The 20,397-nt window shown below is 66.1% G+C and carries 18 protein-coding genes and 1 pseudogene; 9 read left to right on the top strand and 10 right to left on the bottom strand.

Annotated elements, in window-relative coordinates; translation table 11 throughout:
* Positions 1-198 precede the first annotated feature (198 nt).
* From rplT to V5F26_RS01790, 4 genes are all read right to left on the bottom strand, one after another.
* Entirely contained in the window at positions 199-561 is a 363-nt protein-coding gene (gene rplT / locus V5F26_RS01805; RefSeq protein WP_234051152.1) for a 50S ribosomal protein L20, read from the bottom strand.
* A 31-nt stretch (positions 562-592) separates the two neighbouring features.
* Entirely contained in the window at positions 593-793 is a 201-nt protein-coding gene (gene rpmI, locus V5F26_RS01800) for a 50S ribosomal protein L35 (RefSeq protein ID WP_234051151.1), read from the bottom strand.
* 186 nt (positions 794-979) lie between these two features.
* Positions 980-1,174, bottom strand: coding sequence for a hypothetical protein (locus V5F26_RS01795; RefSeq protein WP_394055919.1), 195 nt, complete (start codon positions 1,172-1,174; stop codon positions 980-982).
* Between the two features lie 88 nt (positions 1,175-1,262).
* Complete coding sequence (locus V5F26_RS01790; RefSeq protein WP_234051149.1) at positions 1,263-2,282, bottom strand: TRAP transporter substrate-binding protein; 1,020 nt, start codon at positions 2,280-2,282, stop codon at positions 1,263-1,265.
* A gap of 250 nt (positions 2,283-2,532) precedes the next feature.
* On the opposite strand from V5F26_RS01790, the gene glpD reads away from it, so the two are divergent.
* From glpD to V5F26_RS01755, 7 genes and pseudogenes are all read left to right on the top strand, one after another.
* Positions 2,533-4,071, top strand: coding sequence for a glycerol-3-phosphate dehydrogenase (gene glpD, locus V5F26_RS01785; RefSeq protein ID WP_394946780.1), 1,539 nt, complete (start codon positions 2,533-2,535; stop codon positions 4,069-4,071).
* A 222-nt stretch (positions 4,072-4,293) separates the two neighbouring features.
* The gene (glpK, locus tag V5F26_RS01780; protein ID WP_394946779.1) at positions 4,294-5,811 is read left to right on the top strand and encodes a glycerol kinase GlpK; all 1,518 of its coding nucleotides are present in this window, start codon (positions 4,294-4,296) and stop codon (positions 5,809-5,811) included.
* Between the two features lie 75 nt (positions 5,812-5,886).
* Complete coding sequence (bluB, locus tag V5F26_RS01775) at positions 5,887-6,564, top strand: 5,6-dimethylbenzimidazole synthase (protein ID WP_394946778.1); 678 nt, start codon at positions 5,887-5,889, stop codon at positions 6,562-6,564.
* 136 nt (positions 6,565-6,700) lie between these two features.
* The gene (locus V5F26_RS01770; protein WP_394946823.1) at positions 6,701-7,579 is read left to right on the top strand and encodes a methylated-DNA--[protein]-cysteine S-methyltransferase; all 879 of its coding nucleotides are present in this window, start codon (positions 6,701-6,703) and stop codon (positions 7,577-7,579) included.
* Positions 7,580-7,835: 256 nt separating this feature from the next.
* Positions 7,836-8,669, top strand: coding sequence for a hypothetical protein (locus V5F26_RS01765; protein ID WP_394946777.1), 834 nt, complete (start codon positions 7,836-7,838; stop codon positions 8,667-8,669).
* A gap of 13 nt (positions 8,670-8,682) precedes the next feature.
* A pseudogene (locus tag V5F26_RS01760) lies at positions 8,683-8,841 on the top strand (methylated-DNA--[protein]-cysteine S-methyltransferase); the annotation flags it as partial.
* A gap of 117 nt (positions 8,842-8,958) precedes the next feature.
* Positions 8,959-10,029, top strand: a complete 1,071-nt coding sequence (locus tag V5F26_RS01755) for a calcium-binding protein (RefSeq protein ID WP_394946776.1) — start codon at positions 8,959-8,961, stop codon at positions 10,027-10,029.
* Positions 10,030-10,109: 80 nt separating this feature from the next.
* Here V5F26_RS01755 and V5F26_RS01750 read toward each other — a convergent pair whose 3' ends face one another.
* From V5F26_RS01750 to V5F26_RS01735, 4 genes are all read right to left on the bottom strand, one after another.
* Positions 10,110-10,862: a hypothetical protein gene (locus V5F26_RS01750; protein WP_394946775.1), complete on the bottom strand. Its 753-nt coding sequence runs from the start codon at positions 10,860-10,862 to the stop codon at positions 10,110-10,112.
* Positions 10,863-11,141: 279 nt separating this feature from the next.
* The gene (locus V5F26_RS01745) at positions 11,142-13,115 is read right to left on the bottom strand and encodes a MacB family efflux pump subunit (protein ID WP_394055932.1); all 1,974 of its coding nucleotides are present in this window, start codon (positions 13,113-13,115) and stop codon (positions 11,142-11,144) included.
* A gap of 14 nt (positions 13,116-13,129) precedes the next feature.
* Entirely contained in the window at positions 13,130-14,386 is a 1,257-nt protein-coding gene (locus V5F26_RS01740) for an efflux RND transporter periplasmic adaptor subunit (protein WP_394946774.1), read from the bottom strand.
* 90 nt (positions 14,387-14,476) lie between these two features.
* Entirely contained in the window at positions 14,477-15,919 is a 1,443-nt protein-coding gene (locus V5F26_RS01735; protein WP_394946822.1) for an efflux transporter outer membrane subunit, read from the bottom strand.
* A gap of 383 nt (positions 15,920-16,302) precedes the next feature.
* Here V5F26_RS01735 and V5F26_RS01730 point away from each other — a divergent pair, with 383 nt between their 5' ends.
* Positions 16,303-16,986: a TetR/AcrR family transcriptional regulator gene (locus V5F26_RS01730; RefSeq protein ID WP_394946773.1), complete on the top strand. Its 684-nt coding sequence runs from the start codon at positions 16,303-16,305 to the stop codon at positions 16,984-16,986.
* A 47-nt stretch (positions 16,987-17,033) separates the two neighbouring features.
* On the opposite strand, the gene murD is transcribed toward V5F26_RS01730, so the two are convergent.
* Positions 17,034-18,605, bottom strand: a complete 1,572-nt coding sequence (gene murD, locus V5F26_RS01725) for a UDP-N-acetylmuramoyl-L-alanine--D-glutamate ligase (protein WP_394946772.1) — start codon at positions 18,603-18,605, stop codon at positions 17,034-17,036.
* 201 nt (positions 18,606-18,806) lie between these two features.
* On the opposite strand from murD, the gene V5F26_RS01720 reads away from it, so the two are divergent.
* Entirely contained in the window at positions 18,807-19,025 is a 219-nt protein-coding gene (locus V5F26_RS01720) for a YgaP family membrane protein (protein WP_234051135.1), read from the top strand.
* Between the two features lie 73 nt (positions 19,026-19,098).
* Here V5F26_RS01720 and mraY read toward each other — a convergent pair whose 3' ends face one another.
* Entirely contained in the window at positions 19,099-20,184 is a 1,086-nt protein-coding gene (mraY, locus tag V5F26_RS01715; protein WP_234051134.1) for a phospho-N-acetylmuramoyl-pentapeptide-transferase, read from the bottom strand.
* Between the last annotated feature and the right edge of the window lie 213 nt (positions 20,185-20,397).

The raw sequence follows: 20,397 nt of genomic DNA, 5'->3' as shown, positions 1-20,397 counted from the left end.
CGCGGATGGGCCCGATGGCCCGCGGCCATCAAGGCGGGATGGGTCGCGCCGCTTATAGTGGGGGAGGCTCCGAAAGGGGAGGCCCCGAAATGGGGAACGCCATGTGCAAAAGCCCCGCACGGAGGTCCGTCGGGGCTTTCGCAGGTCTTGGAAAGACGGAAATGTCAGGCCAGATCGGCAATCACGCCAAAGTGGCGATCAAGCCAAAGCGGCCTTGGCCTGCTCCACCAGGACCTTGAACGCGTCGGGCTCGTGGATGGCGATATCCGAGAGCACCTTGCGGTCCACTTCGATGCCGGCCTTGGTGAGGCCGTCGATGAAGCGCGAATAGGTCAGGTCGAGATCAAGGGCGCGCACGCCGGCATTGATGCGCTGGATCCACAAAGCGCGGAAGTTCCGCTTCTTCACCTTGCGATCGCGATACGCATACTGCATCGACCGCTCGACGGCGGACTTGGCAGCGCGGATGGTATTCTTGCGACGGCCGTAAAAGCCTTTGGCGGCCTTATAGACCTTCTTGTGCTTGGCGTGGGCGGTAACGCCACGTTTCACGCGGGCCATGGGTTTAGCTCCTTACAGATCGTGACTGGCGTCAGCCGTTGGGCAGGAAGTGCTTGCGGATAACCCGCCCGTCACTCTCGCTCAGGATGGTGGTGCCGCGCAGGTTGCGGATCTGGTTGTTGGTGCGCTTGATCATGCCGTGGCGCTTGCCAGCCTGACCGGCGATGACCTTACCCGTACCCGTGAGGCGGAAGCGCTTCTTGGCTCCCGACTTGGTCTTCATCTTGGGCATTTGGCTCTCCGTGGCCGCGACCGATCACACCCTTGCGGGGCGATGGACGCTCAGCCTCTTGTTGCTGTTGAGCGGTCTGAACCGTCGCGGCAGCCCTTTTTCGCCGGCCGGTCCGAAGGCGCGTTCGTTACAGGAGTGCGACGCGAAAGGCAAGGGGCGGACGCCACCGGGCCGTGGACAGCACCCCTAAAGCGGGCGGAACCCGAGGTTTCGCGGCGTGCGGCCCACCGTCAGCCAGGACGGCCAGCCCCACACCGCCTCGACCAGCACGCAGGCCAGCGCGATGGCCACCACGGCGGCCATGACGATGATGCGGGCACGCGAGGGCGGCCGGCGCACCCAATAGGCCATACGCATCAGCAGGCGAAGGACCTGATCCATGCCGCCTTGGTACGCCTTGCCGGCATGAGCCGCAACGGGGCCCTCGAGCGAAACCGCTTCGCTCGAGGCCTCCATAAGTGGCGGCGGTTCAGCCGAGCTTGCCGGTGTAGCTTTCCAGGATCGACCAGGCCTCGTCGCCATACTTGGCCTTCCACTCCGCATAGAAGCCGGCCTTGGCGAGCTCGGCGCGGAAGCTGTCGGGCGTGGTCGGGTTGAAGGCGAGGCCCTTGGCAGCGAGGTCCTTCTGCAAGGCAGCGTTCATGGCCGCCACGTCCTCGCGCTCCTTCATGCCGGCGGCATTGATGTTCTTCACGACGATGGCCCGCAGGTCGTCCGGCAGCGCCTGGAAGGCGCGGCGGTTGGCGAGGAACCAGAAGCCGTCCCACATGTGATTGGTGAGCGAGCAGTATTTCTGCACTTCGTACAGCTTCGCCGTGGAAATGATGGCGAGCGGGTTTTCCTGCGCGTCCACCGTGCCGGTCTGAAGGGCGGTGTAGACCTCCGCGAAATTGAGGCTGGCGGGCGAGGAGCCGAAGGCCTTGAACATCGACGTCCACAAAGGCGAGACCGGCACCCGGATCTTGAGCCCCTTCAGGTCCGCCGCCGTCTCGATCGGCTTGGTGGAGGTGGTGATCTGGCGGAAGCCGTTGTCCCAGATCTTGTCCATGGCGACGATGCCGGCCTTGGCGATCTGGCCGCGCACATATTCGCCGAGCTTGCCGTCCATGGCCTTCCAGACGCTCGCATAGTCCGGGAAGGCGAAGCCGATGCCGCTCACCGAGGCGTTGGGCACCAGGGTGGACAGGATGAGCGGGGAGAGGGTGAAGAACTCGATGCCGCCGGAGCGCAGCTGGCTCAGCATGTCGGTGTCGCCACCGAGCTGGTTGGAGGGGAAGATGTTGATTTCCACCCGCCCGCCGGTCTCAGCCTTGATGGCCTGGGCCATCTCGCCGGCGCGCACGTTCATGGGGTGGGTGACGGGCAGGTTGTTGGCGTACTTGTAGGAGAATTCGGCCCCTTGGGCGCGCGCCACGAAGGGGGCGCACACGCCTCCGGTGAACACGGCGGCGGCGCTCGCCTGCAACAGGGTGCGACGGGTCAGACTCATTGTGTGTCGGCTCCTCGGCATGGGTCCGCAACGGACCGTTTCCTCTCCCGGAGCCCGCTTCGCGCGGGCTTCTCGTTGCCGCCATGCTGGCCTGCCGGCCGCGCTTGCGCAAGGCGTCCTCATTCCATTGCCGGCTGCGGCCGGCGCCGCGGGTGCCCACGGCGGAGATTGAGGTTGACGTGGCCCGGCGAGCCGCCATGGTCTGACCCGCGCCGATTCTGGGCCGCGCAGCCGGGTGGGAGCAGTTGGGATGGTCGCAGCGCCGCAGATCCATGACGAGGCCCGGATCTTCGACCTCGCCATCGTCGGTGGCGGCGTCAATGGTTGCGGAATCGCCCGCGATGCCGCCGGGCGCGGGCTCTCGGTGGTGCTGCTGGAGCAGCGCGACCTTGCCAGCGGCACCTCTTCCGCCTCCACCAAGCTCATCCATGGCGGCCTGCGCTATCTGGAGCACGGCGAGTTCCGGCTGGTGCGCGAGGCGCTGGAGGAGCGCGAGGTGCTGTGGGGCATGGCCCCGCACATCATCTGGCCGCTGCGCTTCGTGCTGCCCCATCTGCCCGGGCTGCGCCCGGCCTGGATGCTGCGCCTGGGCCTGTGGGTGTACGACCATCTCGGCGGCCGGCAGCGGCTGCCCGCCACCCGCGCGGTGAACCTGAGGCGTGATCCCGTGGGCACGCCGCTGAAGCCCGGCTTCCGGCATGGTTTCGAATATTCGGACTGCTGGGTGGATGATGCCCGCCTGGTGGTGCTCAATGCCCTGGATGCTGCCGCCCGCGGCGCCTGCATCCTTCCGCGCACGCCGGTGACGGGCGCGCGGCGGGACGGCGCGGAATGGGTGGTCTCCATCCTCCAGGGCGGGCAGCCGCGCGAGATCCGGGCGCGGGCGCTGGTGGACGCAGCCGGCCCCTGGGCGGGCGCGGTGCGCGAGAGCGTGGGGGTGGCCGGGGCGAAGGTGCGGCTGGTGCAGGGCAGCCACATCGTGGTGCGGCGGCTGTTCCGCCACGATCACTGCTACATCTTCCAGAATGCGGACAGGCGCATCGTGTTCGCCATTCCGTACGAGGGGGACTTCACCCTCATCGGCACCACCGACCAGGATTATCACGGCCGTCCCGAGGACGTGGCGGCGACGGCGGACGAGGTCGCCTATCTGTGCGCCGCCGCCAGCAGCTATTTCGCGACGCCGGTTCTGCCGGCGGATGTGGTGTGGACCTATTCGGGCGTGCGCCCGCTCTATGACGACGGCGCCAGCAAGGCCCAGGACGCCACGCGTGATTACGTGCTCGCCCTCGATGCGCAGGAGGGCGCCGCCCCGCTGCTCACCGTCTATGGCGGCAAGATCACCACCTATCGCCGGCTGGCGGAGGCGGCCCTCGAAAGGCTTGCCCCACATCTGTCCATGGCGGGTGGCGCCGGGATCTCCGGCCCTTGGACCGCCGGCACCAATTTGCCCGGCGGCGATTTTCCGCGACAGGGCTTCGAGACGCTGGTGGACGAGCTGCGGCGGGACTTTCCCGCCCTGGATCCCGCTTTGCTGCGGCGGCTGGCGCGGACCCATGGCACGCGGACCCGGCAGCTGCTGGATGGCGTGCGGAGCATGGACGATCTGGGCGATGGGTTCGGCGGCGGCCTCTACCAGCGCGAGGTGGACTTTCTGATGGACACCGAATGGGCCCACAGCGCCGACGACGTGCTGTGGCGGCGCACCAAGATCGGGCTGAGGCTCGATGTTGAGGCGGCGGCCATGCTCGCCACCTACATGGCCTTGAGGGTGGCGCGCCGCAAATGACCGCGCCCGTGGAGGTGCCCATTTCGCGGAATCGGGACGGGCTCCGGCCCGCCGGGTCGACGCGTTTTCCTCACGCGAGCCGGTCCCCGCTTCGCGCGAAAACTCCATGGAGCGTTTTGCGTTCGCGCCGGCTCACGAAACGCGCGCTAAAATATTGCCTTATCGCGTTTTCTTGACGCGAGCCGGTGACCAATCCGCTCGAAAACCCGCAGGGGAGGCTGGATGACCCGCTACGTTCTCGCCCTCGATCAGGGCACCACCTCCTCGCGCGCGCTCCTGGTGCGCCCGGATACGTCGGTGGCGGCCGAGACGCGCCAGGAGCTGCCCCAGCATTTCCCGGCGCCGGGGCTGGTGGAGCAGGAGGCGGAGGACATCTGGTCCACCACCCTGTCCTGCGCCCGCGCGGCGCTGCGGGCGGCGGGGGCGGGCGCGGCCGACGTGGCGGCCATCGGCATCACCAACCAGCGGGAAACCACGCTGGTGTGGGAGCGCGACACGGGTCGGGTCATCCACCGCGCGATCGTGTGGCAGGACCGTCGCACGGCCGGCGAATGCGCCCGCCTGGTGGCCGCCGGGCACGAGCCCAGGGTGAGCGCCACCACGGGGCTGGTGATCGACCCCTATTTCTCCGCCACCAAGATCGCCCACATCCTCGATGCGGTGCCCGGCGCCCGGGCGCGGGCGGAGCGGGGCGAGCTCGCCTTCGGCACCGTGGACAGCTTCCTGCTGTTCCGCCTCACCGGCGGGCGGGTGCATGCCACCGACGCCACCAACGCCTCGCGCACGCTGCTGTTCGACATCCGCGAGGGGGCCTGGGATGCGGACATGCTGGCCCTGTTCCGGGTGCCCGCGGCCATGCTGCCGGAGGTGAGGGACAGTGCCTCGGATTTCGGGCTCACGGACCCCGCATTGTTCGGAGCGCCCATTCCCATTCGCGGGGTGGCGGGCGACCAGCAGGCGGCCATGGTGGGCCAGGCCTGCTTCGCGCCGGGCATGATGAAATCCACCTACGGCACCGGCTGCTTCGCGCTGCTCAATACCGGCGAGGTGCCGGTGACCTCGCGCCACCGGCTGCTGACCACCATCGCCTATCAGCTCGACGGGCGGCGCACCTATGCGCTCGAAGGAGCCATCTTCGTCGCCGGCGCGGCGGTGCAATGGCTGCGCGACGGACTGAAGCTGATCGGCGAGGCGGCCGAGAGCGGGCCCCTGGCCGCTCGGGCGGATGACGCGCAGGAGGTGATCCTGGTGCCCGCCTTCGTCGGCCTCGGCGCGCCCTATTGGCGGCCGGAGGTGCGCGGCGCCCTGTTCGGCCTCACCCGCGCCACCGGTGCCGCCGAGCTTGCCCGCGCGGCGCTGGAGAGCGTGTGCTTCCAGACCCTGGACCTTCTGCAGGCCATGCATGCGGACTGGAGCGGCCCCGGCGGGCGGGAGACGGTATTGCGCGTGGATGGCGGCATGGCGGCGTCCGACTTCACCATGCAGAGGCTGGCGGACATCATCGGCGCGCCGGTGGATCGCCCGGTCCTGCGCGAGGCGACGGTGCTTGGCGCGGCCTATCTGGCCGGCCTCGCATGCGGCTTCTTTCCCCCGCCCGATGTGTTCGCCGGCAGCTGGCGGCGGGAACGGCGGTTCGAGCCCCGCATGGGGGAGGAGGAGAGGCGGCGGCGCATCGGCCTGTGGCGCGAGGCGCTCGGGTGCCTGCTGGGCCCGCTGCCGGCCCTGGGCAACAATGGGTGAGGCGCGGATTGCCGGCTTGACCGGTGCGGCGAATTGCCGCCGAATGGACGAAAATCCCAGTCGGGAGGATGCGGCATGACGCCGGACGACAGCTTCACCCGCGACGAGCGGGCCGCCATCTATCGCTGCATCACGCAGCGGCGCGACGTGCGCCGCAATTTCCTGTCCGATCCGGTGCCGGACGAGGTGCTGGGCCGGGTGCTGGCGGCGGGCCACGCGGCGCCCTCGGTGGGCTTTCTGCAGCCCTGGAACTTCATCGTCATCCGCGACCAGGCGACGAAATCGGGGCTGCATGCGGCGTTCACCCGCGCCAATGCGGAAGCCGCCGCCATGTTTGAGCCGGAGCGGGCGGCGCTCTATCGCACACTGAAGCTGGAAGGGCTGCTGGAGGCGCCGGTGCTGCTGTGCGTCACCTGCGAGCGGGACCGCGCCGGGCCGGTGGTGCTCGGGCGCACGCACCAGAGCGACATGGACATCTATTCCACCGTCTGCGCGGTGCAGAATATCTGGCTGGCGGCGCGGGCGGAAAATCTCGGCATGGGCTGGGTGTCCATCCTGTCGCTTCAGGACCTGCGCGACATTCTCGGCATTCCCGAGCCCATCATTCCCATCGCGCTGTTGTGCGTGGGCTATGTGGACCATTTCGAGACCACGCCGGATCTGGAGCGGGCCGGCTGGCGCAAGCGGCTGGCGCTGGAGGATCTGGTTTTCTCCGAGCGTTTCGGCGCCCTGGCGGACAAGGTGGCGAGCTGAGGGGCCCGTTCGGCGCGGCGAAATCGGGTGGCCGCCGCTTGGCGAGCCTGCTGAAATGGGCGACGCTCGATGAGATGGAGACACTTCGGTGCTTGAAGCCGCCGCCTGCCCGCTGCCGTCCGGCCTTCTGGGATCGATGACCGCGAGCCCCGCCACGCCCCTTGAGATCGCCGCCCGCGACTATGAGGTGGTGCACCGCGCCGTGGCCTATATCTCCCAACATGTGCGGTGCCAGCCGGAGGTGGAGGAGATGGCGGCCGCCGCGGGCGTCTCTTCCCGTGCGCTCACGGATCTGTTTCGCCGCTGGTGCGGCTTGACCCCCAAGGCCTTCCTTCAGGCCCTGACGCTGGATCGCGCCCGGCGCATCGTCGCGGAGAGCGCCAATGTGCTCGACGCCGCCCTGGAACTGGGCCTGTCGGGGCCGGGGCGGCTGCACGATCTGTTCGTGGTGCACGAGGCCATGTCGCCGGGGGAGTGGAAGGCGGGCGGGGCGGGGCTCGTCATCCGCTATGGCTTTCATCCCTCGCCGTTCGGGCGCGCCCTGGCCATGTCCACCGCGCGGGGGCTGTGCGGCCTTGCCTTCGCCGATGCGGGCGAGGAGGCGGCCGCGCTCGCCGACATGTGCGCCCGCTGGCCCAACGCCACCTATGTGGAAGACCCCGCCGCCACCGCGCCCATGGTGGCCCACATTTTCGATCCCGGCGCCTGGCGCGAGGACCAGCCCCTGCGCATCATCTTCATCGGCACGGATTTCGAGATCCGGGTGTGGGAGACGCTGCTGCACATTCCCATCGGGCGGGCCACCACCTATTCCAACATCGCCTCGCATGTGGGGCGGCCAAAGGCGGCCCGGGCGGTGGGCGCAGCGGTGGGCAAAAATCCCATTTCTTTCGTGGTGCCCTGCCACCGCGTGCTGGGCAAGAGCGGCGACCTCACCGGCTATCACTGGGGCCTCACCCGCAAACGCGCCATATTGGGCTGGGAGGCCGGGCGCGCCGACATGGCGCGGCCTTGACGCGACCGCGCGGATGTCGGTGACGGAAGCCGCGCGGGGCGAGGGAACAGAGCGGGGGCGCGCCGAAGGGCGATCCCGCCGCTTCTTTCACCTCTTTGCGCACACGAGCCTTGTCCGTTTCCAAAAGAGCAAGAGATCCGCGCGCGCTCTGGACCGCAGCTCGCGCTGCGGCTAGAGAACGGGCGCATCCGGGGTCTAATAACACCCGCAACCAGAATGGGCGTTCGCGATATGGTGCGCGGGTCTATCTCTGGCCGTGGCCGTGAATTTATCGAGGGGTAGTGCTTTGGGACGTCACTTGCATATCGCGGGGACCGGGCGGGCCGGCACGACTTTCCTCGTGCATTATCTCACGGCGTTGGGGCTCGATACCACGCTGACGCGCAATCCCGACTCGCCCGTGGATGAAAATGCCAATGCCGGGCTTGAGGTGCCGCTGCATCTGCTGGACGATGAGACCACCCCTTATGTCATCAAGAATCCCTGGCTCTATCTCGTCATCGACGAGCTCATAGAGAGCGGGCGGTTTGAGACCGACGGGGTCATCATCCCCATTCGCGATCTCAGCCAGGCGGCCCGCAGCCGCGCGGTGGTGGAACAGCAGGCGATGCTGGAAAGGGCGCCTTGGCTCGCCGAGCTGAAAGAGCCGTGGGATGTCTGGGGCACCGTGCCGGGCGGCATGATCTATTCGCTGGACGAAAAGGATGTCGAGCGTATCCTGGCCGTTGGTTTCTACCATCTGGTGGAGCGCCTCAGCCGAGCGGGCATTCCTTTCACCTTTCTGCATTTTCCGCGGTTCGCGCAGGATGGCGACTACCTTTATGAAACGCTGAAGCCCCTCTTGCCGGGCATTGATCAGCAGGCAGCCCGCGAAGCCTTCGCCCGGACGGCGGACCCGTCGAAGGTTCGGGTCGAGGATGCGGTCGAGACCAATATGGCCGTGCTGCGTGAGCAGAACGTGGCTCTCAAGCGTGAGATGCGCACCCTGCTGCAGCAGATGGCCGAAAAGGATCAGCAATTGCGGGAAGAGCGGCGGATGCGCAATCCGCTGCGTCGTCTGGTGCGCGGCATGCGCAAGGGCCGGCGATAAGGGCTTTAGCGAGGCGGTGGGCAAGAACCCCATTTCCTTCGTGGTGCCCTGCCATCGCGTGCTGGGCAAAAGCGGCGACCTCACCGGCTATCACTGGGGCCTCACCCGCAAGCGCGCCATATTGGGCTGGGAGGCCGGGCGCGCTGGCACCGGAGCGCCCGAGCGCGGCTGAGCGCGCGCCGCAGCATGGCGGATAATATGGATTGTGATATCCGCATGTCACAACCAAAATGCGCAATGTATGGTAACATTCTCCCGTAGGAACCCATTCTGCGAGGAGATGCAGGCCATGGCGACGAAGTCTGGAACCGAGGGAAACGATGAGCTGAACGTGTCCACGTGGGCCGCCACCTGGAGCGTTTACGGATACGGCGGGAACGACACGATCACGATTTCCAATTTGTTCATCTCCAGCGTCATCATCGATGGTGGTGCGGGAAATGACTCCATTTACGTGCCCATGGCGCAGAACGTGAGCATCCACGGGGGTGTCGGCGACGATTGGATCCAGCTCAGCGGCGCGACATCAAGTGGATCTCGATCCATCTATGGCGATGCCGGAGACGATGTCATTATCGGCTCCAACGACGCCGAATATATCTATGGCGGAGCTGATGATGACGAAATCCATGGCTATATGGGCGCAGACCATCTTTATGGAGATGGTGGGAACGACATTTTAGTTGCGACCGTGAGCTATCACGCCGTGTTCTACGACGGTGGCGCAGATTTCGACACGCTCAGCATTCGCGCCAATTCAACTTACAGTCAGTATGATGTCAACATCGCCGCCCTGTCTGGAATTGAAAGGATCGAAAACACGGACCCCGTTAAGCGTGCTTATCTCGTGGGTAACGGCTTGAATTTGGACAACATTGAGTTGGTCGATATCATCGGTGTCAAAGGTAATAATGGTGATAACCTGCTGAGGTCTGGGCTTTCACATAAGAATGACGTCAATGGGACGCCAATTATCATGACAGTAGAAGGGCTCGGTGGAAATGACGCCCTGCGCGGCCGTGCCAATGCGGATCGGCTGGATGGTGGCGTCGGGAACGACCAGCTCTATGGGTTTGGAGGGGATGATACCCTCATCGGCGGGGCGGGCAGTGACGAGTTCCACTTTTTCCCGAATGAGGGCACGGACACGATAGAGGACTTCACGCAGGGTGAGGACCTTATTTATATCCACATGACGGGATTGTACGACATTTCCACGATGACGACAGTAGTCAGTACAGAAAATTCATCAAATTTAATTGTAAATATTGGATCAGTGGAATTTCAAATCGCGAATGGTGCAACCTTGGCACTTACAGCTTCTGACTTCGTCCTCACGGAAGCGGTCCCCGTCTATTGAATCCGAAGATGGCCCTGCCCATCCCACGGATGGGCAGGGCCATTATTATAATTCGAACAAGTGATTATAATCCGAAAATATCAGTAATCTCGCGATGTAAAAAGTGCACTAACTCCACGTTCATCCTTCTTTGCAACCTGGATCCAGGAGTCTTTGTCGTATATCGAGTGCCGGGTGTTCTCCCAAACTGCGCCGCTATTATCGGAATAATAGGTACGAATTCCGTTATCTTTCAATTTTATATCGAATTTTCCCATTCCATATGTTCCGTCAGTGTTATTTATAAGTATAGTTCCGCTGACGTTCCATTTTTCATACATATCGTTCGCAGAGGCTTCGATGTTGCTTGGGAAATACGCAATAGTACTCTCCATTCGAGTCACCATTCCGGTCTCCAATCGGAGTATTGTGGAGAGTTTGTCGATTTCAGTTTGATCCGTGGCAGTTGCAAGCCGCGCTTTTGTTTCTTCGGCCTGGGCTCGTCCTCCCTCTATCCCGCGGAGAGAGCTATTATATCTCTCTATAGCATAAGCGAGGTCTTGGGGGTTCAGGATCGCGTACACTTTCGGCTTGGACCCTTCAGTGGCTGATGGCGTCTCCGTAGTCGTCGACGCGGGCTGTTGCGCCGTTTCCGCCGCGCCGATCCACGCATTGGTCGCCACGCTTGCGCCCTGGGTCTGGGCGGGGCTGGTGCCGGCCTTCATCTGCTCGGCTTCCTTGGCCAGCTCCTGGATCTTGGCGAGGGTTTCCTCATTGTTCGCGGTGCCGGCTTCCTTGCCGGTCTGGAACAGGGTGAGAATGTTGGCGGAATTGTTGCTGACGCCGGTGACCATGTGCCCCTCCTGCGAGGCGGGAGCCGCGGGCACCTCATGTGCGCGCAGGCCCGGGAAGAGGCGGCGACCTCATGTCGACGCAGGGCGGCGGCCGGCTCGTGCTGACCGAGAGGAAGATTACCATGGTGCCTGCTGTGTGACCATGGGTTGTGCTCGGAAAAAGTGTGCCCGGGCTGTACGCCCGTGATGTCACGGTCGCTGCGAGGCCCGATTTTCCCGGAGTGCCACCTCCCGCCCCCGCTGCAACGCCGGCGGCGGGCGAAGGGCGCCGACTGCCGCTCAATCCCGCGACAGGGCTTCCACCGGGTCGAGCATGGAGGCACTGCGGGCGGGCAGGAAGCCGAAAATGCCGCCGATGAGGCTCGACGACACGAACGCCACCACGATGGATGCCGGCGAATAGACCAGCGTGAAGTTCGAGCCCGCATAGGCAAACAGCACGCCGAAGCCCAGCGCCAACCCGATGCCCGCGACGCCGCCGATGAGACAGACCAGCACCGCTTCGATGAGGAATTGCTGGAGAATGTCGGATTGCCGCGCGCCCACCGCCATGCGCACGCCGATCTCGGCCACCCGCTCGGACACGGACACCAGCATGATGTTCATCACCCCAATGCCGCCCACCAGCAGGGAGATGAGGGCGATGGCGGCGATGAGCAGGGTCAGCGTTTCGGTGGTGGAAGTGATGGTCTTGCGGATGTCGTCGGTGTTGAGGATGAAGAAATCCTGCTTGCCGTGGCGCTTGGTGAGAAAATCGGTCACCGCGGTTTCGGCCAAGGCGGTGTCGGTATCGTCATTCACCCGCACGGTGATGGAGCGCAGCGCCGTGGTGCCGAGAATGCGGGCCTGCACCGTGGTGTAGGGCAGATAGATGGACAGGTTCTGGCTGGAGCCGAAGCCGCCCTGCTGCTGCTCGGTGATGCCAATGACGCGGCAGGGCACGTCCCCTACCAAAATCACCTCGCCGATGGGATCGCCGGGATAATCGGCGAACAGGGTCTTGCGCGTGTTCTCGTCGATCACCGCATCCTGCGCGTAGCTGCGCACGGCGGCGGCGTCGAAGAAGCGGCCCTGGGCCAGCTTGGTTCCGCGCGCCTCGAAATACTGGGCGCCGACGCCGTTCACCAGGGCGGTTGCTTCCGTGGGGCCGAACCGCACCGTCTTTGACGTGGAGACGGTGGGTGTCACCGCCGCCACATAGGGCTGCTCGGCAAGCGCGCGGGCGTCGCCCACCACCAATGTCGTGATCTTGCCGGATCTGACGTCGCCGAAGGTTTTGCCGGGGAAAATCTCCAGCGTATTCGTGCCCAGCGAGGAAATATTGGCCAGAACCTTGCGCCGCGATCCTTCGCCCAGCGCCACCACGCATACCACCGAGGCGATGCCGATGATGATGCCCAGCATGGTGAGAAAGGTGCGCAGGCGGTGCGCGTTCATGGCCAGCAGCGCCATGCGGAACGCCTCCTGGAAGCGCATCGCCAGCGCTTGCCACGAGCGGGTGGCGGCGGCGTCCAAGGCCGCGCCCTCGGTGGGGTCGGGCGGGGCCGCGTGGGGCTGGGTCCGCTTGCCGGTGCGCCGGTCGGAGATGATGGCGCCGTCGGAAAACTCGATGATGCGCTCCGCCCGCTCCGCCACGTTCATGTCGTGGGTGACGATGACGATGGTCTTCCCCTCGGCGTGCAGCTCGTCGAGGATGCGCAGCACCTCCTCGCCCGAGGCCTTGTCGAGGGCGCCGGTGGGCTCGTCCGCCAGGATCAGCTTGGCGCCGTTCATGAGCGCGCGGGCGATGGACACGCGCTGCTGCTGGCCGCCGGAAAGCTGGCCGGGCCGGTGGCCGGTACGATCGCCCATGCCCAGGCGGCCCAGCAGCTCCAGCGCCCGCGCGCGCCGCGCCCCGGGCGCCCAGCCGGCATAGATGGCGGGGATCTCCACATTGCCCAGCGCCGTCAGTTCGCCCAGCAGGTGATAGCGCTGGAAGATGAAGCCGAAATGCTCGCGCCGCAGGGCCGCCAGCTCGTCGGGATCAAGGTCCGCGGTTTCGCGCCCGGCGATGCGGTAGCTGCCGGAGGTGGCGCGCGAGAGGCAGCCCAGGATGTTCATGAGGGTGGACTTGCCGGACCCGGAGGCGCCGACAATGGCCACCATCTCCCCTTCCTCGATGGTGAGGTCGATGTCCTTGAGGACGGTGAGCACGCCCTCGCCGGCGGGATATTCCCGCCGCAGCTTGTTGAGTTCGATCAGCGGTGTGCCCATGCGCGCACCCCCCGTCACAGGCCCATGGGGGGCGGGGGCATCCGCCGCGTGGCATTGGGGGCGCCGGTGCCGGAGAGCTGGCCGGTGACCACGGTCTCGCCCTCCTTGAGGCCGCTCTTGATCTCCGCCCGGGTCTTGTTGTTCAGCCCCACCTCGACGGCGCGGCTGGTCACCTGGCCGTCGGCTTCCAGCACCTGCACCGTGTGGCTGCCGTCGCGCTGGCGCGGGCCGAGGGCGATGGACGGGACGGTGAGAACGTCCGCGGCTCGTCCGAGGATGATGTGCACCTCCGCCGTCATGTAGGTGCGCAGCCGCCCCTCCGGATTCGGCACGTAGAAGATGCCGTTATAGTAGATGGCGGTGGATGACGAGCTGGATGATGAGGAGGACTTGCTGGTGCTGGATGTGGAGGATGTCGAAACCGCGCTGTCGCTGGTGATGGATTCCGGCGCCGGCTCGATGAATTCAAGCGTCGCCTCATAGCGCCGGTCGGGCTCGCCGATAATGTTGAAAAAAAGCTTCTGCCCGGCCTTCACATTCACCACGTCGGCCTCGGAAATCTCGGCGCGCACCATCATGGTCTGGAGGTCGCCCAGGATGATGATGGTGGGGGCGGTCTGGGCGGCGTTCACCGTCTGGCCTTCCTGGCTGACGATGTAGAGCACGGTGCCGTCCATGGGGGCGGTGATGCGGGTGTAGCCCAGGTTGACGCGGGCGGTGTCCACCCCCACCTCGGCCTCTGCAATCTGGGCCTCAAGCGCCGCGATCTGGGCCCGGGTGGTGGCCACCTCGGCCTCGGCGCTCTCGAAATCGGCCTGGGAGACGGCGGTCTGCGCCACCAGCTTCTTCTGGCGCGCCAGGGTCTGCTGGGCGAGCACGAGGCTCGCCTCCTTTTCGGCCTTCTGGGCGTGCACGGCGGCCAGGGAGGCTTCCGCCGTGCGCAGGGCGTTCTGCTGGGTGACCGAGTCGATTTCGGCCACCAGGTCACCCTGGCGGATGGTTTCGCCCAGCTTCACCTTGATGGCTGTGATGCGGCCGGAAACCTGCGCGCCCACCGCCACCAGCTTCGCCGGCTTCAGGGTGCCGGTGGCGAGCACGGTTTCCTCGACCGTACCGCGGGTAACGCGGGCCGTCATCATCTTCACCGGCTCGGGCGCGAACAGGGAATCCTTGATGAGCAGGAAGCCGATGATCGCGGCGATGACCAGCGCGCCGATGACGATGATCCGCCGCCGCCCGGAACGGGCCCCATTGAGCTGCGCGGGGCTCATGAGCGCCTCCCGGGGCAGGAGGGGAGGGGCGAGGGGAGGGGCCTGGAGGGTGCGGCCGCGCGCGGCATCAGAGAGGAAGGCACGGGCGTCTCATTGTTGAATCTGGGAGAAATGCGGGCCGGTATTGGTGTCCACCACGGCGGGGGTGGTCACGTCCATGGCGCCATCCCAGCCGCCACCCAGGGCTTTGTTGAGGGCGACATAGTCGGTGGCGATGGCCACCCGGCTCACCAGCAGGGAATCCTCCGCCGAATAGAGCGAGCGCTCGGCGTCCAGCACCTCCAGGAAGCTGGTGGAGCCGTTCTGGTAGAGCGAACGGGCGAGCCGCGCCGCCTCCCGGTAGGAGGAGGCGGACTCGGAGAGCTTGCCGGCCTTCACCCGCTCCTGGTTCAGGGCGACGCTGGCATTCTCCACATCCTCAAGCGCGGTGAGAATGGCGGCGTGGTAGGCCAGGAAGTTCTGGTCGCGCTGCGCCTCGGCCACCTCCACGGCGGCCTTGAGCTGGCCGCCGGTGAAGACGGGAATGCTCAAGGTGGGTCCATAGGACCAGCTGATGGCCGATCCCCGCACCAGATCGCCCACCTTGGTGCCGTCGGTATTGATGTTGCCGGTCAGGCTGATGGCCGGATAGCGCGCCGCTTCTGCCTGGCCGATGAGGGCGGTGGACTGGGCCAGGGTGCGTTCGGCCTGGCGCACGTCCGGCCGGTTGCGCAGCACGTCTGCGGGCACGCCCTTCGACACCCGGTTGCGCGGGCTGGGAATGGGGCCGCCACGATTGAGCTGCGCCGCCAGGGCGGACGGCGGCTGCCCGGTGAGCACGCTCAGGCGATGAATGCTCTGGGCCAGCTGCGATTTCAGCTCGGGAATATTGGCCTCGGTGGAGGCGGCAAGGCCGGTGGCGTTGGACAGGTCCACGGCGGAAACCGCGCCCGCCTCAAGCTTGGTGCGGGTGAGCGCGGCCGTCTCGCGCTGGGAGGCGGCGGTGCGCTGCGCCAGCGCGATGCGGGCCTGATAGCCCCGCACGGCCACATAATTGGAGGAGATGTCGCCCACCAAGGTCAGCAGCGTGCCACGCAGGTCGTCCTCCGCCGACTGGGCGGCAAAGCCCGCGGCTTCCACGCCGCGCCGGTTGGCGCCGAACAGGTCCAGCTCCCAGGAGGCGTCGAAGCCAGCCTGATAGTCCGTATAAAGGCCGCCCACGGTGATGTCGCCGCCGCTGCCCACGCGCGAGCCGTTCTGCCCCCGCGTGGCGGAGGCGGAAAAGTCCACCTGGGGGAACAGGCCGCCCACTTGCTGGCGATAGGTGGCGCGCGCCTCGCGGATCTTCGCCTTCGCGGTGGCCACGTCCAGGTTGCCGGCGACCGCGGTGTTGATCAGGGCGTTGAGGGTCGGGTCCTTCATCCGCTCCCACCAATGGGCGAGCTGGGGCGCGGCAGGCTCCTTCTTCATGCCGCTCTGGTCCTGCCAGCGCGCGGGCAGGTCGAAGGAGGGCGTGGCATAGTCCGGCCCCACCGAGCAGCCGGCCAGAAGCAGGCACAGGAGCGGGCCGGGGGCGAGCGCAAGGAGCGGACGCGCGCGCGGCGGTACCGCCTGTGCGCAAAGGCGTTCAGGCGCGCTGTCGCACCGCGGCGCTGACGCGAGCGGGTGGCGTCGGGCGGAACGGCGAGCACCGGAAGCAATGGGGGTAAACTGAGTCACGCGGCTCTCACCCTCGGGGCAGGCACGACATTACGGTCTCCGCCGGAGGCCGGTGGCATCCGAAGCGTGCGCTGACAGTGCGGGTAACCTTCGACCAAAACCTCCGCCCTCAGGCCGTGACCAAGGAGGCAAGGACAAATCACTGGAGACTCGATTTAGGAAACTTTAAATTACCCATATTGTCGGCACGTGCCGCTGTCAATCTCGGGGGGAGGTGAATGCGTCCGGCCAAGCCTGTCAAGGTGCCTGGTGCCGTTCAGAACGTTTCCAGCTCGCCCGCCGGGCGGCGGGGACCCGGGCGGCCGAAGGCGGCGAGCGATGCCGCGCAGCGTGCCGCCCTTGTGGCCGGCGCCTACCGCCTGTTTCTGCACACGGGCTATGGCGGAACCACCATGGACGCGGTGGCGGCGGAATGCCGCATGTCGAAGCGCACCCTCTACCGTTTCTTTCCCGGCAAGGCAGACCTGTTCGCCGCGGTGGTGGACGCGCACCGGCAAAGCATGCTGGCGCTGCCGGGTGACTACGCGCACCTGCCCCTCGACGCGGCGCTGGAAGCCATCTTCCGCGTGGATCTCACCGAGCAGGAGGACCACGCGCGCCGCGCGCTGCTGCGGCTGGTGCTGGTGGAGGGGCCGCTTTTCCCCGAGCTGCACCAGATCCTGGAGCAGGCTGGCGCCGATCCCTCGCGGGCGGAGCTGGCCGCCTGGCTTGCGGCGCAGGCGGCAGCCGGGTGCCTGGTGGTGGAGGACGCCACGGCTACCGCCCGCATCCTCATGGACATGATGTTCGGCGCCGATTTGCCCAAGGCCGATGGTGAGCCCCAGAAGCCGGACACCGCCGCGCGCCGAACCCATATCCGGCGCTGCGTGCGGCTGTTCCTGAAGGGGACCTTGCCGCGCTGATCGGCGGCCCTTGAGAGCGGCCTCTTGGCGGCGGGTTTCCTGACGGATCAGGGGGTGCCGGCGGGGCCCTTGTGAGGCGCGCCGCCGGGATGGCCCGCACCGGGGTGACCCCCCGGATGCCCCATTCCCGGATGCCCCATGCCTTTCGGCATGCCGTGGGGCGGCATGCCCGGATGGCCGGAGCGGGGAGGCTCCTGCTGGGCGACGGGTGGGGTGGCACGCGGAAGCAGCTCCACCCCGGAAATATCCTTCACGAGATCGCAGAAGGCATCACCCCGCACCTCGAAATTGGGAAACTGGTCGAAGCTCGCGCAGGCCGGCGAAAGCAGCACCACCGGATGTTCCAGCCCGGAGGCTTCCGCGTCCCGCGTGGCGGCGGCCACCGCCTTGTCGAGGGTGCCGACGATCTCATGCGCCACCGCCGGCCCGAGGGTCTCGCCGAACGCTTCCGCCGCCTCGCCGATGAGATAGGCCTTGGCGACGCGCCCGAAATGGGGGGCGAGGGGCGTGATGCCGCCGGTCTTGGGCTTGCCGCCGGCGATCCAGAAAATATCCTGGAAGCTCACCAGCGCCCGCTCGGTGGCATCGGCATTGGTGGCCTTGCTGTCATTGACGAACAGCACGTTTCCCTTGGTGCCCACCTGCTCCATGCGATGGGCGAGGCCCGGAAAGCGCTTCATGGCCACGGCGATGATTTCCGGCGCCACGCCCACGGCGCGGGCGGCCGCATAGGCGGCGGCCGCATTCTGCGCATTGTGAACGCCGCGCAGGGAGCCGATGCCGCCGAGATTCAGGCGGAACCGCTCGGCCCCGCCCTCGGACACCACAAGCGTCTCACCCTCGCGCCAGATGCCGTCGGCCAAGGGCCGGCGCATGGACAGGCGCACCACATATTTGCCCGCGCGCTCGGCGCGGTCTGCCATGGCGGCGGAAAAGTCGTCGTCGACACCGATGATGGCGGCGCCGCCACCCTCGACCCCGGTGATGAGGCGCTCCTTCACCGCCGCGTAATTCTCGATGCTGCCATGGCGATCAAGATGATCCGGAGTGATGTTCAGCATCACCGCCACCGAGGGGTCGATGGAGGGGGCAAGGTCGATCTGGTAGGAAGAGCACTCCACCACATGCACCCGCCCGCTCTTGGGCGGGGCGAGGGAGAGGATGGCGGTGCCGATATTGCCGCCCATCTGCACGTCGCGCCCGGCCACCCTCAGGATGTGGGTGATGAGGGCGGTGGTGGTGGACTTTCCATTGGTGCCGGTGATGGCGATGAAGGGCGATCGCCGGGCGGTCGCCTGCCGCTCGCGGCAGAACAGCTCGATGTCGCCGATCACCTCGACCCCCGCTGCCCGCGCCAGGTCCACTGACCAATGGGGCTTGGGGTGGGTGAGCGGCACGCCCGGCGAAAGGACGAGGGCCTGGACCACCGTCCAGTCGATGTCGTGCAGGTCCTGGACCGTGATGCCTGCTTCGCCGGCCTTGCGGCGCTGGGGCTCCGCGTCATCATAGGCGACCACATGGGCGCCCCCCGCCTGGAGCGCTTGTGCGGTGGCGAGCCCGGAGCCGCCGAGCCCGAAAAGGGCGACGGTCTGATCCTTGAAGACGGTGACGGGAGTCATGGCTGGCAAATTCTCGATCTGGCGCAATCAGGAGCCGGCTGGCCGGTCGTGCTCTCGTCTAATCCCGGCGGCGCCGCGAGGGAAGCGCTGTTCGTTGTGCGGGAAGCCGGCCGCCGCGACGAAGTGACCTTCGGGAAAAGAGGCATTGACAGCGAGCTACATTAAAAACATTGAATGTAGAATTGAGATCAGGAGGCTGAGATGACGCCGAATGTGGGTGGGATTGACCGCGTGCTGCGGTTTGTCGTGGGTATCGTTTTGCTGCTGGTGCCGTTCGTGGGCGGTTCCGTTCCGGCCCTCGCGGGGCTGGGCGGCTGGGCGTGGCTGATTGGGGCGGTGGGCCTCGTGATGCTGCTCACGGCCGTCTTCCGCTTCTGCCCGGCCTATGTGCTGGTCGGCATCAAGACCTGCGACAAGTAGGTCGCGGCCCCATCAAGACAAAGGCCCGGTGGATCGCTCCACCGGGCCTTTTTCGTTTTCGGGAAGGGCGCGTTCAGCGCAGCTTCAGGGTGGCGAGGCCGATGAGGGCCAGCACCACGGCGATGATCCAGAAGCGGATCACCACCTGCGGCTCGGTCCAGCCGAGCTGCTCGAAATGGTGGTGGATGGGCGCCATCTTGAACACGCGCTTGCCGGTGAGCTTAAAGGACGCCACCTGCACGATCACCGAAACCGCTTCCAGCACGAACAGCCCGCCCACCACGGCGAGTACGATTTCATGCTTGGTGGCCACCGCCACGGTGCCGAGCAGGCCGCCCAGGGCCAGCGAGCCGGTATCGCCCATGAATACCTGGGCCGGCGGCGCGTTGAACCACAGGAAGCCCAGGCCCGCGCCCATCACCGCGCCGCAGATGACCGCCAGCTCGCCGACGCCGGCCACATAGTGGATCTGCAGATAGTCGGCGAACACCACGTTGCCCGAGAGATAGGCAATGAAACCGAACGTGCCCGAGGCGATCATCACCGGCACGATGGCAAGCCCGTCCAGCCCGTCCGTGAGGTTCACCGCGTTGCCAGCGGCCACGATGACGAAAGCCCCGAAAAACACGAAGAACACGCCAAGGTCCAGCAGCAGGTCCTTGAAGAAGGGAAAGGAGACTGAAGTCGAAAGCCCCGCTTTGCCGACATTCATGATGAGAATGACCGCAACACCCGCAATGACCGCTTCGATGGCGAGGCGCGTCTTGCCGGAAAGACCATTGTGGGTCTGCTTCGTCACCTTCAGGTAGTCGTCATAGAACCCGATCATGCCGAAGCCGAGCGTCACCAGCAGCACCACCCATACATAGGGGTTGGCGAGGTTGGACCACAGCAGTGTCGCCACCACGATGCCCGACAGGATCATGAGCCCGCCCATGGTCGGCGTGCCCTTCTTGGTGAGCAGGTGGGACTGGGGTCCGTCCGTGCGGATGGGCTGGCCCTTGCCCTGCTTCAGCCGCAGGGTGGAAATCATGGACGGGCCGAACAGGAACACGAACAGGAGCGCCGTCACCACCGAGCCGCCGGTGCGGAAGGTGATGTAGCGGAACACGTTGACGGCGGGAAGCGACTGATGGAGTTCGGCGAGCCACTGAAGCATGGGTCATCCTCGAAGCATTTCCTGCGAAGTGGACACCGGTTCGCGTGAAGAAAATGCGTGAGATCAAAAAGCCTGGACGGAACGCAAAGCCCGGCAATGAGACGGGTGGTACTTGAGCGTTTTCGCGCGAGGTGGATACGGGTTCGCGTGAAGAAAACGCGTTAACTCAACAAGCTAGAGCATTTCCCCGATTCTGTGAAACGGGGAAAAAGT

Origin of the sequence: Xanthobacter variabilis (assembly GCF_043831965.2) — a bacterium.
Lineage (GTDB): Bacteria > Pseudomonadota > Alphaproteobacteria > Rhizobiales > Xanthobacteraceae > Xanthobacter.
Note: the sequence above shows the minus strand (reverse complement) of the source record. Positions and strands in the feature narration are given on the sequence as shown.

Bases quoted from the DNA above. Each gene is read 5' to 3' on its own strand.
- rplT (WP_234051152.1), bottom strand. From the start codon at position 561: ATGGCCCGCGTGAAACGTGGCGTTACCGCCCACGCCAAGCACAAGAAG.
- rpmI (WP_234051151.1), bottom strand. From the start codon at position 793: ATGCCCAAGATGAAGACCAAGTCGGGAGCCAAGAAGCGCTTCCGCCTC.
- V5F26_RS01795 (WP_394055919.1), bottom strand. From the start codon at position 1,174: ATGGATCAGGTCCTTCGCCTGCTGATGCGTATGGCCTATTGGGTGCGC.
- V5F26_RS01790 (WP_234051149.1), bottom strand. From the start codon at position 2,282: ATGAGTCTGACCCGTCGCACCCTGTTGCAGGCGAGCGCCGCCGCCGTG.
- glpD (WP_394946780.1), top strand. From the start codon at position 2,533: ATGGTCGCAGCGCCGCAGATCCATGACGAGGCCCGGATCTTCGACCTC.
- glpK (WP_394946779.1), top strand. From the start codon at position 4,294: ATGACCCGCTACGTTCTCGCCCTCGATCAGGGCACCACCTCCTCGCGC.
- bluB (WP_394946778.1), top strand. From the start codon at position 5,887: ATGACGCCGGACGACAGCTTCACCCGCGACGAGCGGGCCGCCATCTAT.
- V5F26_RS01770 (WP_394946823.1), top strand. From the start codon at position 6,701: ATGACCGCGAGCCCCGCCACGCCCCTTGAGATCGCCGCCCGCGACTAT.
- V5F26_RS01755 (WP_394946776.1), top strand. From the start codon at position 8,959: ATGGCGACGAAGTCTGGAACCGAGGGAAACGATGAGCTGAACGTGTCC.
- V5F26_RS01750 (WP_394946775.1), bottom strand. From the start codon at position 10,862: ATGGTCACCGGCGTCAGCAACAATTCCGCCAACATTCTCACCCTGTTC.
- V5F26_RS01745 (WP_394055932.1), bottom strand. From the start codon at position 13,115: ATGGGCACACCGCTGATCGAACTCAACAAGCTGCGGCGGGAATATCCC.
- V5F26_RS01740 (WP_394946774.1), bottom strand. From the start codon at position 14,386: ATGAGCCCCGCGCAGCTCAATGGGGCCCGTTCCGGGCGGCGGCGGATC.
- V5F26_RS01730 (WP_394946773.1), top strand. From the start codon at position 16,303: ATGCGTCCGGCCAAGCCTGTCAAGGTGCCTGGTGCCGTTCAGAACGTT.
- murD (WP_394946772.1), bottom strand. From the start codon at position 18,605: ATGACTCCCGTCACCGTCTTCAAGGATCAGACCGTCGCCCTTTTCGGG.
- V5F26_RS01720 (WP_234051135.1), top strand. From the start codon at position 18,807: ATGACGCCGAATGTGGGTGGGATTGACCGCGTGCTGCGGTTTGTCGTG.
- mraY (WP_234051134.1), bottom strand. From the start codon at position 20,184: ATGCTTCAGTGGCTCGCCGAACTCCATCAGTCGCTTCCCGCCGTCAAC.